Source organism: Methanosarcina sp. A14 (assembly GCF_001729375.1).
In the GTDB taxonomy this organism is placed as follows: domain Archaea; phylum Halobacteriota; class Methanosarcinia; order Methanosarcinales; family Methanosarcinaceae; genus Methanosarcina; species Methanosarcina barkeri.
In genome coordinates, this window is the sequence record NZ_LZPK01000183.1 from 1 (window position 1) to 13,357 (window position 13,357).

Here is a 13,357-nt window from a genome sequence, read left to right on the forward strand (position 1 = left end):
ATTGATATTGCATGGGTTATTGATAGTTGTTTACTATTCAACAATAAAGTTTAATGGAAAATATTTATCTGCAGAAACAGGGACAGAAAACACTAAAAGACATTATCAAAGAAGGAAAAATGGAAAAAATACTGTTCAGTGGTGAATCATTATATTTTCAAACCCTTAAACTTCCAAACCCGTAACTAACAACTTTCCAATTTTGGTAAAAGCTTCACTGTTTAAAAACTTTAATTTACTTTTCAGAATTATTTAAGTTTCAATATTTAATTATACAATTTTAGGCAAAATTAAGTACATGAAAATAGCATCTTTTATAAGTTTAAAAGTATTATCATTAGGTTATAAATTGTTATGGAACATAAAAGAAGGAAGGTTTAACATAATAATATAGATCAAGGGATGACACTATTGAATTATTTTAAAGTTAACAATTATTTTCATAGATTACTAGATAATTTATATATATCTAAAGTGATAAAAAATAGTGCGATAGTTACATATAATTTGTAAATAATTATAGAAAGTTGACTGTTTTGTTGCCTAAGAAAGGAGACTTAAGGGGAAACTGAAAGTGAAAAATGAGCAGTCTCAAGCAATAGACTCAAATCCTGTGCTCAGTGTGGCAAAGGATGGAGTTATTCTTTACTCCAACAAGGCAGGGGAGCCCTTATTGCGTGATTGGGGCATAAGGGTCGGAGAAAAATTGCCTCTACGTCTCGAAATTTTTGTTCAGAGGGCAATTTCCCGGAAAAGTATTGAAAAAATAGAAGTCACTATGGGCAAAAAAGTATACTTTATTGTTTTTCACCTCTCGCCTGAACAAGAATGCGTAAACATTTACGGATTTGACATAAGTGACCGTAAAAAACTTGAGAGAAAATGTCCGGAAAGCGAAACTCAAGAAAAGGAAAAACTGGAGCTTTCCAGGATTATTGATACGAAAGCAGTCCAGTCCCTTATGAGTGATTTTTATACGCTTGCTCATATCCCTATGGCTTTACTTGATCTTGAAGGTAATATTCTGGTAAGTGTTGGATGGCAGGATATCTGCATAAAATTCCATAGAGTTAGTCCTGAAGCCTGCAAGCATTGCGTAGAAAGTGACATAAATCTAACTGCTGGCGTTGTTCCGGGAGGATATAAGCTGTATAAATGTAAAAACAATATGTGGGACGTAGTAACTCCAGTTATGGTAGAAGGACAGCACGTCGGCAATATATTTTCAGGACAGTTCTTTTTTGATGACGAGCCTCTGAACTATGAGCTTTTTCGGTCTCAAGCTAGACAATATGGCTTCAATGAAGAAGAATATCTAAAGAAGCTTAAAAAAGTTCCCCGGCTTAGCAGGGAAGCTGTGGATACAAGCATGGCTTTCTTCATGACTTTTGCTAATATGATTTCACAACTAAGCTACAGCAATATCAAGCTATCTAAATCACTGGCCGAACGTGATGCAGTTGTAGATGCACTACGAGAAAGCGAGAAACGTGAGCATGCTCGTTCAGAGGAATTGACAGTATTGTTAGATGCCGTGCCTGTTGCCGTGTATATAGCACATGACCCTCAAGTGTTTCAGATAACTGGTAACCGACTCTCCTATGAATGGCTACGAATTCCTGCAGGTACAAACTTTTCCAAATCTGCGCCTGAAGGAGAGAAGCCCGAGATGTTTAAATTACTCAAGGATGGAGTTGAGCTCCAACCTGAAGATATGCCGTCGCAATTGTCGGCTACGGGCATAGAGATAAACGACTGCGAACTGGATATCGTATCTGCTGAAGGTAAGATACGACATGTACTGGGCAATGCAAGACCCTTGCTTGATGAACAGGGAAATATACGCGGATCTATTTCTGCATTCATAGATATCACCGAACGTAAAAAAGCAGAAGAAGCTATTAAGTTGTCAAATCTTTATAATCGCAGTCTAATTGAAGCCAGCCTTGACCCTATGATAACCATCGGGCTTGATGGCAAAATTATGGATTTAAATGATGCTACAGAACAGGTCACTGGATATTCCAGAAATAATTTAATTGGAACTGATTTTTCAGATTACTTTACTGAGCCTGAGAAAGCCCGTGCAGGCTATCAGCAGGTATTCAAAGATAGTGAAGTTCGGGATTATCCTCTGGAGATTCGGCATAAGGATGGACATATAACTCCAGTTTTGTACAATGCTTCAGTTTATAGAAATGAGAATGATGAGGTTACTGGCGTCTTTGCTGCTGCACGTGATATTACCGAGCTCAAGCGAGCAGAGGAAGCACTACTGGAAAGCGAATCACGTTTGAGACTGGCCCAGGTCTCTGCAGGCGCAGGCATATGGGACTGGAATATGTCTGCCGACAAGATTGAATGGTCCAAAGACCTATTCTGCCTCTTTGGTTTAGATCCCAAGAAATCTGATGCTAGCTTTGACTTATGGAGAAGTGTGATCTATCCTGACGACAGGCTGGTTGCGGAAAAACGGATTGAAACAGCAATCAACAACCACATATCCCTCACGAGCGAATACCGGATCGTGCTCCCATCGGGAGAAGTGCGGTGGATCAATGCCCTTGGTAATACGACCTACGACAACAATGGTAAGCCTCAGCGTATGTCCGGTATTTGCATTGACATTACTGAGCGCAAACGGGTCGAAGAGGCGCTGCGGGATAGTGAAGAGCGCTTCCGTGCTCTGGTGACTGCCAGTTCAGAAATGGTATATCGCGTAAACCCTGATTGGAGCGAGATGCGATATTTCTATGGTCGAGGTTTTCTTGCCAATACGGAAAGCCCAAGCAACACATGGATTCATGAATATGTTCCTCCAGAAGATCAGCAGCATGTAATGGCAGTCATCAATGAAGCTATACGGACGAAGACTACTTACGAACTGGAACATAGAGTCCGTTTAGCAGATGGTAACCTGGGATGGATTTTCTCGCGTGCGGTTCCGATGCTAGACGAAAATGGCGAAATCGTTGAATGGTTTGGAGCTGCCAGTGATATCACGAAGCGCAAAGAAGCAGAAGTTAAGTTAAAAAAAGCACATGAAAATTTAGAAAAAATGGTTGAAGAGCGTACCGCAGAACTTGAAAAAGCTTACAACTCGCTGAAAGAAAGTGAAAAAGGTCTTGCTGAAGCTCAAAAAATGTCTCATATTGGAAATTGGGAGTGGGATATGGCAACGAGCAAAGTATACTGGTCTGAGGAAATGTATCGTATATTTAGACGCGAATCTCAAGAATCAGCACCACCTTATAACGAGTTTTTAAATTGCATCCATCCAGATGATCGAGACTATGTGGATGCTGCCCTTGCCATTAAGAAAGCTGTAAAAGGACAAACTAACAGTATTGAATATAGGATTATCCTGGCTAATGGGGAAGAACGTATAGTCCACATGCAATCTGAAGTTATTTTTGATGAAAAAAACAACCCTCTTAGAGCTAAAGGAATTATTCAGGATATTACAGAACGTAAAGAAGCAGAAAAAGCCTTAGCAAATGTTGAGATTGTACGTAAAAAGGAGATTCACCATAGGATTAAGAATAATTTACAAGTAATCTCTTCCCTTCTTGACCTTCAGGCTGATAAGTTTGATAACCCGAGAGTTATCGAAGCTTTTAGAGAAAGCCAGAACCGAGTTATATCTATGGCTCTCATCCACGAAGAACTTTATAAAGGAGAAGGAACCGATGCATTAGATTTTTCAACGTATATTAGAGAGTTAACGGAAAATCTTTTCCAGACTTACAGCCTTAAAAGTAAAAATATCCACCTCTCAATGGATCTGGAAGAAAATGTGTTTCTTAATATGGATACCGGTATTCCTTTAGGAATAGTTATCAATGAGCTCGTTTCTAATTCTCTCAAACATGCATTTCTCGGCAAAGATAGGGGAGAAATCCAAATTAAATTACATAGAGAAAAAAACAGTAAATATAAAAAGGAAAAGGAAGCAAATAGGGCTAACAGTTTTATTTTAGTTGTTTCAGATAATGGTGTAGGCATTCCTGAAAATCTTGATATTAAAAATGTTGATAGTCTTGGCATACAACTGATAACTACTCTCGCAGATCAGTTAGATGGGGAGTTTGAATTAAAAAGGAACAATGGCACAGAGTTCACTATGAGATTTACAGTAATAGATAAAAGATAATCAGCTCAAGTAGGTTTAAAATCACAAGAAAAATAGATAAAAATTTGTTAATAGATAAGGTTATAATTTGGTAATATATATGATTATAATTTGGTAATATATAGTATAATTTGATGATATATAGTATAATTTGATAATATATAGTATAATTTGATAATATATATTTTAATTGAGTAATAGTTAGGAATATAAATAGAATAGGATATGTGTGTTGTTACATATCCACCGCAGTTGCTATACACATTTATTCGGAAATTGACCTTTACAAGCCTAATAATTGCATTACTCTTTTTTAAAGGTCTGTGCCCTGCCCGGACCTACTGAAATGTAGTTAATCGGGACTTTCATCAGTTCTTCCAGTCTCTTGACATAATTTCTGGCATTTTCCGGAAGTTCATCGAAGGCTTTTACTTCGGCAAGATCAGTTTCCCATCCAGGAAGGTCTTCGTAAACAGGCATACACTCAGCAAGATCCTCAGTAAGTTCCGGAGGATAATCAATGTTTTCTCCCTTGAAGGTGTAGCCAGTGCAAATCCTGATGGGATTAAGGCCTGAGAGTACATCCAGTTTGGTCAGGGAAATCTCGGTATATCCATTAAGCGCAATGGCTTTCTTCAGCAGAGGCAAATCAAACCATCCACATCTTCTACCCCTACCGGTAGTAGTCCCAAATTCTCCTCCGGCTTTCTGTAGTCTTTCTCCGAGTTCTCCTGTTAGTTCCGTTGGAAGTGGGCCTTCACCGACTCTTGTGATATAAGCTTTTACTATAGCAATTACGTTATTTACTCTTGTAGGTCCAACTCCGAGGTTAGCACAAGCCGAACCTGCAATTGTAGAAGAAGAAGTTACGAATTTCTGTGTCCCATGTATAACATCAAGATGCGTACCCTGGGCAGCTTCAGCCATTACATGTTTTCCTTCATCAAGAGCTTTGTTAATTTCTTTGGAAACATCTGTTACATAAGTGGCAAACTGTTTTCCCAGCTCAAGATATCTTTCAATTAGTGCAGGGTCTCTAACGATTTTAGGATCTCCTCCCAATGCTGCTATTTCCTTTTCTTTCTGGGGAGCAAGTTCCTCAAGTCTTGCAAGAAAACGCTCACGGTTCACAAGTTCAGCCATGCGGAATTCGTCTCTTGCCACTTTATCAATATACGCATAGCCTATTCCGCGTTTTGTAGTCCCGATTTTCGTTTCCCTTGATGCTTCCCTTAGCCCATCCATCTCAATGTGGTAAGGCATGATTATGCTTGTCTTCGCATCGACTCCAAGCTTTTCGGCATTTACCTGTATGCCGTGTTTTTCAAACATTATGATTTCTTCGGCAAGAACCTCAGGATTCAGGACAACCCCAGGCCCGATCAGAACTCTTGCATCAAGCAGAATACCTGAAGGGATCAGGTGCAATTTGTAAACCTCATCTCCTACTTTAACCGTATGGCCTGCATTGTTCCCTCCCTGGAAGCGGGCAACAATGTCGAAATCTTTTGCAAGAAGATCTACAATTTTGCCTTTTCCCTCGTCACCGAACTGCGAGCCCGTGATTATCGTAAACATAAAGTTCTGATTTGGGCTTAACTATTAATAACTTTTTGCTACCCAAGCCCCGTCACCCGATTCCCGTCTTGGGAGGAAGGTGCCCTTTTCGCTCCGCTACGTTTCGCTCAAGAAGGCTAAACGATAATGAAGATACTGAGCTGAACCAATATGATCGACTTATGACAAGAGAGACTGAGAGACTATATATTATCAACGCGCTTCAGGAAGTTGATTTACCCAAGTTTTGTTTTGGATCAGGTGGTGCAGGCCTTTTAAATAAAGGCCCGACCGCAAATTTTTTTGAAATATTTTGATCGCAACTTTTCGGGCGGGAATCTTGACCAAAAACCTCATCCGGCGTGATCAAAAGGCATAATACAAATTTTTTAAAAGTGCTTGATTTTAACCTGACAGAAAAGACGGCAATGAGATTTAGATAAAGGAGAAACTGAGGATCAGCAGGCTGAGAAGCATGAGTATTATTGAAAGGATTGCGACAGTTTTTGCACTTTCTTTGTCGCTTCCGAAGATGATTGGAATCGGGCCGAGCATGATTACTCCTCCAGTTTTGATTTCGGATTCGACCTTTCTTTCAGAGGGCTTCTCATGTAGAGAGCTCTCAAAGTTTGAAGTGCTCTCAAATCTTGAGCCTTTTCCAGATGTGTCTGTTCTGCTTGAATAGCTTTGCGTCGATCTGGATTCCTGGTACATGCTTAAAGCTACGCCGATCATAATTAGCAGAAATCCGATGAGTATTGTGAGAATTCCAATCGAAAAAAACATGCTTTCATCAGTCAACGTTTAGTTTTCCATAGGAATAGATAGAATACTGAGATTATTAATCCAAGTGCCAGCATATTTGTTGTTATTTCAGGAGACGAGCCAAAAACTATCGGGATTGGACCGATCATTATCAGTCCACCCATCTGGCTGTTTGCTGGATGATGTATAATAGTAAGAACTGTACCTAGTAATAATATAATAATACCAACAAATATAACTGCTGTGCCTACTCTTAGAAAATCCTGAGATGTACGCATGTCGAATAATATAATGCTTTTATTATTAAACATATCTTTCTAACTTTTTGCATCCGTAGTTTGTTCTGTCTTAAAGGCTTACAAAAAATGGCGCCATTTTCCTACACGTTTTTTCGCTCAAGTCGGGAAATGGTTATATTCGTTGTTCTTTTCAGTCAGGATTAGAACTAGTAAAAGATCTAGCTTAAAAATCTAATTTAAATCTAATGATAGTGTGCCAATTTTTCTGTAAAATAATAAATATCAAAAAGTTGTGGAGTAGAAAATTCCATATCGGAAGATCAATTATCTACATAGTACGTAAAAACTTGAATTCAAATTTACAGTAAATTCGAGACACTGCCTGATCTTTTAAAAATCTAATTTAATGAGCTAAGATAATGAGCTAAGATAATGAGCTAAGATAATGAGCTAAGATAATTATATAAATAAAGTAATTGAAGAGTTAAGTTAAAGGGTTTGACTGAAAAGTTAAGTTAAAAGCTCAGTTTTTTATAAATTTTTGGTCTGGCTTCTTTCCTGAATAATTTGCCGGAATCTGGAGAATGCAACAGCACGTATAATATAGAAAAAAGAAATATGATGACTGAATGGAATACAAATGTTGATAAATTCGACACGAGTGCCCGAAAGCAATTTAATCAAAGAACCGAATAGATTCTTAACTGGGATATTATACAGGCAGTCGGGATATAAAAATGATTACAGGCGTGGCAGGAACTTATATATACCCTTTTTATATTTATGTATATATTTAATCTGAACATGTTAACATTCACTGTGAAAAGTAAGAGTACCTTTTAAATGTCATTTTACCCTTTGATCTTTGCGAGTCATACTACAACGGGGATTTTATGAATAGAATTCTTGATTTCCCGTTTCTCAGGCTTTACTTCTTGTAAAAGCCAAGACAAAATGTGATCATCCTGAGATAAACGATATAGGCGAATAGATAAAAGATATAGACGAATAATCCCTCCGGGAAATAACGCTTAAAGCTTAAATGAGTAACTGGACTGAGTAACTGGTCATGCCTGGTTACTGGTCATGGACCTGTATTATAGATCCCACAGACCAGTTGCTCTTCAAATCAACTTATTATAAATCAATAATTTCCGAGTGAACTAATCTTTAGATCATATAAACAGTATAAACTCAATTTCACGCGATAAAAAAGGTGGTTTCAAGTGCCAGACGACAGTGCAATAAGATCTTCTCTAGAAGATATCAAAACAAGGATAGAGCTCCAGCTTGAGAGCGGGAAGATCAATGCTGAAGATGTGAAATCTCTCTTAACCGAAATAGAAATCATGAGAGTCCAGAATGAGACCATGAAGGCCCGACTCCTTGAAGCAAGTGTAGCTACAGGCAGGCACCTTCAGGAAATCAACAAATTGAAAGCTCATCTGGAACAGCTTACAGAGCCTCCTCTCTTTATTGCAACTATTCTCGAGGTAAACGGAGAAATCGCACTTATAAGGCAGCATGGGAATAATCAGGAGGTTCTTACCCAAATCCCTGAAGAATGTATTGGAAAGATTGAGCCCGGCATGAGAGTTGCAGTAAACGGTGCATATTCAATTATTTCCGTAGTCAGCAGGGCTGCCGATGTGCGGGCTCAGGTAATGGAGCTCATTAACTCTCCTGGGGTGGACTACAGCATGATTGGCGGGCTGGATGACGTACTTCAGGAAGTCAGGGAAAGCGTTGAACTGCCACTCACCGAGCCCCAACTTTTCGAGGAAATCGGAATCGAACCCCCTTCAGGTGTCCTGCTCCACGGGGCTCCAGGCACGGGCAAGACCCTTATTGCAAAGGCTATAGCTTCTCATGCAAAAGCAACCTTCATCCGAATGTCGGGATCTGACCTGGTCCAGAAATTTGTAGGTGAAGGCTCAAGGCTTGTCAAAGACATTTTCCAGCTTGCTAGAGATAAGTCCCCAAGCATTCTCTTTATAGATGAAATCGATGCTGTTGGCAGCATGAGGACCTATGACGGAACCAGTGGTTCGGCCGAGGTCAACAGGACAATGCTTCAGCTACTTGCAGAGATGGACGGTTTTGATCCTAAAGGCAATGTAAAGGTTGTTGCTGCAACCAACAGGATTGACCTACTTGATCCTGCTCTCCTCAGGCCTGGCAGGTTTGATCGGTCTATCGAAGTCCCACTCCCTGACGAGAAAGGAAGGGCTGAAATCCTTAAAATTCACACCCGCAAGATGAACCTTGCAGACGACGTGGATTTCGAAAAACTGGCAAGAGTCATGACCGGTATGAGCGGGGCGGAAATCAGCGTTATCGTCAAAGAGGCAGGAATTTTTGTGCTCCGCAGGCGCGGTAAACAGATCACCATGGCCGACTTCCTGAAAGCACATGAAAAAGTCGTAAGCACTGAAGAACCTGCAATTCCTCAGGCTATGTTCGTATAAAGCTGTTCTGATAGTCAAACAGACAACCAAAGCCTGAGAAACGGGAACCGGATTACTCTTCAAGTTTAAAAATAAGTTAAAAGAGAAATGAAAATATTTATGAATATTTATATAAACTTGCCAGATGGAATAAAACCATCACGGCAGTTTCTCTATTTTTTAAGAACTCAGACGAAAGATTTATATTTTATAAATTACTTGAAGATATGCTGCCTGAAAGGCAAAGTATAATAAAATAACAAACTGCTCCGATAGTGTAGCTCGGCCAATCATTCAGGACTCTCACTCCTGCGACTGGGGTTCAAATCCCCATCGGAGCACTTTTCCTTTTTTACGACCTTTCTATAGCTTTTTTAACTTTAGATTTTAGGACTAAGAGACCGATCTATTGCATTTATGTTTAATACTTGAGTCTAATTCCAATATAAATGCAGAAATCTTTAACTGTAATAGAAAACGACGTTTAAAGCTTGAATCAATGAACGGATTGTCCTAAGATAATAAAGTTAAGGTTGCAAAGTGTCAATTTTTAGATATTCTCATAAAAATCGTCTTTACAGAAACTATGCTATCTGCCTTCACCCCATAAGTTTCAAACATGTTTTCTATCGATGTCCTAATTAGCTTGGAAAAAATAAAACCAAATGTATGGGTCATTATCAGCTTATAATCGTCACCGTTATTTATGTAATCTACAGTATCAAACCAGTTAGTTATCTTGAGATTGATAACTAACCCATCTATGACTTCTTTAAGACTACACTCCTCAAGAGACTTCTGAAAGTAGAGCTCTATTGTATATTCTATGATTTTATCTCGGCTGAAAAGCTCACTTAAAAGCTCAACATCAGTGGTTTCTATTAGGAATTTAAAGGCATTTTTTTCGATGATAACTGCTGATTTTGCCCGTTTAATGAGCATCCAGTACTTCTCTTCCAAGGTTAACGCTGGACCCTTTTTTGAGCTATTTTCCAGATTATCCAGTGCAAGTTCTAAGGTTTTTTGCTGCGTTTCAAATTTTTCTGAGTATTTTTTTAGTAATTCCCAGTGTCTCTGCGAGATTGTGGTTGAAATTCGGTGTGTTTTCAAAATATTTCACCCCGGACTTCAAACATCTTATATAATTTATTAATATTTCAATACAGATATAATATGAGTTATGCACATATTATGCATATGTTATCTGGGTAATTTATTTTTTTGTGAGTATTCTATTTTAGATCAGTTTCCCGCAAATGCTTACTGTGGAACCAAATTTTGTACATTTTTCCATCCTATATCTAATGAATTATGCGCACTATGCACATATGTTATCTGGATTACCTATTTTTGCCTGCGTATTCTATTCTAGCTTAATTCACAGCAAAAAATTGCTATGAGACTTTCACAGTCAATGTAAAAATTGTAGGCGGTTATTGTGAAGGCAATAGAGATTATAGAGCAAATTAAAGGAAATGCCAATATTTGCATTGCAGTCCTTGATGGGCCAGTCGACCTAACACATCCATGTTTCAACAAAGCCAAAATAACTAAATTAGAAACTTTAGTTTCAGGCATTGCCGAGAATGGACCAAGTGCACAACACGGAACTCATGTTGCCAGCTTAATCTTTGGCCAACCTGACAGTCCTGTCCGTGGGATTTCACCCGGCTGTCGTGGACTCATCATTCCTGTTTTTGCGGATGGACCTGGTGATTCAATTACACCCTGCTCTCAGATCGATCTCGCTCACGCCATCACACAAGCCGTTGACCACGGAGCTCATGTTATAAACATTAGTGGCGGTGAACTGGTTTCTTCTGGTGAACCTCACCCTCTACTTGCTAAGGCTATTCGTCTCTGCGACAAAAGCAATGTTTTAATCGTTGCGGCTGTGGGAAATGACGGCTGCTCGTGCCTCCATGTGCCAGCATCCGTTTCTTCTACTCTTGCAGTAGGGGCAATGGATGTTCAGGGACTGCCACTTAACTTTAGCAATTGGGGACAGATGTATCAAAATAATGGTGTTCTCGCACTTGGTGATAAATTACCGGGTGCCGTCCCTTGCGAAGTTGTCACCAAAACTTGTGGAGTTGACACTAAAAGTGGAACCAGCTTTGCCACTCCTATAGTTACTGGTATTGCTGCTTTGCTGTTGAGCATCCAGAAGCAAAGAGGAGAAAAACCTGATCCGCATGCTGTGAAGGAAGCGATTCTCCAGAGTGCTCACCCTTGTTTACCTTCTGAAGTTTTAGATCGTTCTCGTTGCTTAAGAGGTCGTCTCAACATTGAAGGTGCATATAACCTTGTAACGAAAAAACAACAAAAGGCGGCAACTGATAGTACTAATTCAATACCACAAATTCAGGAGAGTGAGGGCATAGGACTGGTGGAATCTTCAAAAAATCTGCCTTTTCTTGGCGTGCAGAATTCGGAATTTACAATATTAAATCCAGAGATAGTAGCGTCTTCTACTCAGATTTCTACCCTGGACGCGATGAAGGCGCTGGAAAATCCTGATTCTATTGAACTATCAATAGAAAACAATCAAGCGAAAAACCAGATACAGGAGGATAAAATGACTGAAAATATAGAAGGACCATGTGGTTGTCCAAGAAAGAAGAAGATAGAAGAAACGAACGAACTTGATGAGCAGAAAAATGATATAACTGTGTCTCAGGTTCTTGCATCTGAAGTACAAGTGGCAGAACCAACAATAACAAACCAGGAGGTAGCTAAACCTTCTGTCACGCCTGCGCAGACTCCTTCGCCACAGGCTGTGAGTAGACGGTCTCTAGTATATGCTCTTGGTGTACCAGGCTACGACTTTGGAAGTGAAGCGAGACGAGATGCTTTTATCCAAGGATTTGTGCACCACAAGAACCCTAAAGATGAACCGCCCACATTTGAAGGGAAGCTGTTTGAACTTTTAGAGAAAAAACCCGAATATGCTGAGTCACTCATATGGACCCTTAACATTGAGGGTACTCCCGTTTATGCAATCCATCCGACGGGCAGTTTTGCCTCCGAAGCTTACCGGCAGTTACTGGAATTTCTGAAAGACTACCAGGAAGGATCGATTGAAAGGATTTCGATTCCAGGAGTTATTGCAGGTAATGTAACACTCCTTTCAGGTCAGATAGTTCCGGTTATTATACCGCAATTGAGGGGGATATTTAGCTGGTCTACAAAAGTTCTGATTGAAGATTTAAGAGCCGTGCTCAACCTTTCCGATAAGGAGGGAACTGATATTCGTAACTTCATGGAGCGTGTGTATTATGAGTTGATGAATATGGGCAGGGCTTCATCGGAGAGAGCACTTAACTTTGCTGCAACAAATGCGTATCAGATTGCGGATGTTTTTAAGAATGCGATTGAAAAAGGAATGGTGCTGGATACCATTCAAACAGAAAAAAGCCCTATTTGCAGACCAGATTCGGATTGCTGGGATGTTAAGCTGACATTTTTTGATCCTCTCCATCGTGAAGAAGTCGCAAGAATGGTGTACCGCTTTACTATCGATGTTAGTGACGTGGTACCGGTTTCAATTGGGGATTTACGTTCTTGGTCGATATACTAAATCGAAACTATTTGTTTATGTGCCATCCAAGAATTTCGTCACCTTGGATGGCACCCATTATATTACAATAGTTGTAAATGACGAGGAGAGTGATAATTTAGGAACAGATTATTTTAAATATTCACAGATATGGCGACAAAACAGCTCAATTTATGGAAAAATCAACGAAAAGAATATGGAGGAAACTACGATGAAACTACCAGTACTAGCTAAACCTGTTATGAGAAAGATCAGTACTGTGAAGATCAAGGCAGGAATAAGTCAATCTGATTGCTCTGCTCTATGCTCCAAAAAACAAGGGCTTGCGTGGAAGCTCTGCATGAATATGTGTAATATTAAGGAAAGTGCAGTCACAACTTAATGACTTGCATGATAGGTCAGCCATAAGATTTACAGAATAATGATCTGTACTTGTGGATAGTCCTAATGCAATCGAAGTGAGCGGTAGATGTTCGTACTTTTTAGCATGAATCCCCGCCACTGGTTATTGGAAAAATATGTGGAAAAGGCTGTTTAGAGGTGATGGATAGCTTTGGCTGTCTCGTTGAATCTATCCAAATACTCATTTTGGGTAACCAAAAGTATGGGCTCCTCATGGCTGCAAGAAGTTAGAACTAAGGAGGAAATTGTTTTGAGA

8 protein-coding genes and 1 tRNA gene are annotated in these 13,357 nt (G+C 39.5%); 5 read left to right on the plus strand and 4 right to left on the minus strand.

Annotated features, from left to right (window positions below):
* The first annotated feature begins 574 nt into the window (after window positions 1–574).
* Window positions 575–4,153 carry a PAS domain S-box protein gene (locus A9239_RS18300; RefSeq protein ID WP_048154514.1) on the plus strand — a complete coding sequence of 1,193 codons (3,579 nt, stop codon included), beginning with the start codon at window positions 575–577 and terminating at the stop codon, window positions 4,151–4,153.
* A 282-nt stretch (window positions 4,154–4,435) separates the two neighbouring features.
* Here A9239_RS18300 and A9239_RS09495 read toward each other — a convergent pair whose 3' ends face one another.
* From A9239_RS09495 to A9239_RS20925, 3 genes are all read right to left on the minus strand, one after another.
* Entirely contained in the window at window positions 4,436–5,710 is a 1,275-nt protein-coding gene (locus A9239_RS09495) for an adenylosuccinate synthase (protein WP_048119870.1), read from the minus strand.
* A gap of 414 nt (window positions 5,711–6,124) precedes the next feature.
* Window positions 6,125–6,490, minus strand: coding sequence for a TIGR00304 family protein (locus A9239_RS09500; RefSeq protein WP_230669014.1), 366 nt, complete (start codon window positions 6,488–6,490; stop codon window positions 6,125–6,127).
* Window positions 6,487–6,765, minus strand: a complete 279-nt coding sequence (locus tag A9239_RS20925) for a DUF131 domain-containing protein (RefSeq protein WP_369815406.1) — start codon at window positions 6,763–6,765, stop codon at window positions 6,487–6,489. The genes A9239_RS09500 and A9239_RS20925 overlap by 4 nt, the downstream gene beginning before the upstream one ends.
* 1,154 nt (window positions 6,766–7,919) lie before the next feature.
* On the opposite strand from A9239_RS20925, the gene A9239_RS09510 reads away from it, so the two are divergent.
* Both A9239_RS09510 and A9239_RS09515 read left to right on the plus strand, forming a co-directional pair.
* Complete coding sequence (locus A9239_RS09510) at window positions 7,920–9,161, plus strand: proteasome-activating nucleotidase (RefSeq protein ID WP_048119872.1); 1,242 nt, start codon at window positions 7,920–7,922, stop codon at window positions 9,159–9,161.
* A gap of 245 nt (window positions 9,162–9,406) precedes the next feature.
* Window positions 9,407–9,481, plus strand: a tRNA-Glu gene (locus A9239_RS09515).
* A 202-nt stretch (window positions 9,482–9,683) separates the two neighbouring features.
* Here the strand turns inward: A9239_RS09515 and A9239_RS09520 are convergent.
* Entirely contained in the window at window positions 9,684–10,250 is a 567-nt protein-coding gene (locus A9239_RS09520; RefSeq protein ID WP_048119874.1) for a hypothetical protein, read from the minus strand.
* A gap of 328 nt (window positions 10,251–10,578) precedes the next feature.
* On the opposite strand from A9239_RS09520, the gene A9239_RS09525 reads away from it, so the two are divergent.
* Both A9239_RS09525 and A9239_RS19490 read left to right on the plus strand, forming a co-directional pair.
* Window positions 10,579–12,720: a PatA/PatG family cyanobactin maturation protease gene (locus A9239_RS09525; RefSeq protein WP_052712673.1), complete on the plus strand. Its 2,142-nt coding sequence runs from the start codon at window positions 10,579–10,581 to the stop codon at window positions 12,718–12,720.
* Window positions 12,721–12,910: 190 nt separating this feature from the next.
* On the plus strand, window positions 12,911–13,081 hold the full coding sequence (locus A9239_RS19490) for a hypothetical protein (protein WP_155396494.1): 171 nt from the start codon (window positions 12,911–12,913) through the stop codon (window positions 13,079–13,081).
* Window positions 13,082–13,357: the final 276 nt, after the last annotated feature.

Coding starts and splice junctions, on each gene's coding strand:
- A9239_RS09495 (WP_048119870.1), bottom strand. CDS start 5,710: ATGTTTACGATAATCACGGGCTCGCAGTTCGGTGACGAGGGAAAAGGC.
- A9239_RS19490 (WP_155396494.1), top strand. CDS start 12,911: ATGAAACTACCAGTACTAGCTAAACCTGTTATGAGAAAGATCAGTACT.
- A9239_RS20925 (WP_369815406.1), bottom strand. CDS start 6,765: ATGTTTAATAATAAAAGCATTATATTATTCGACATGCGTACATCTCAG.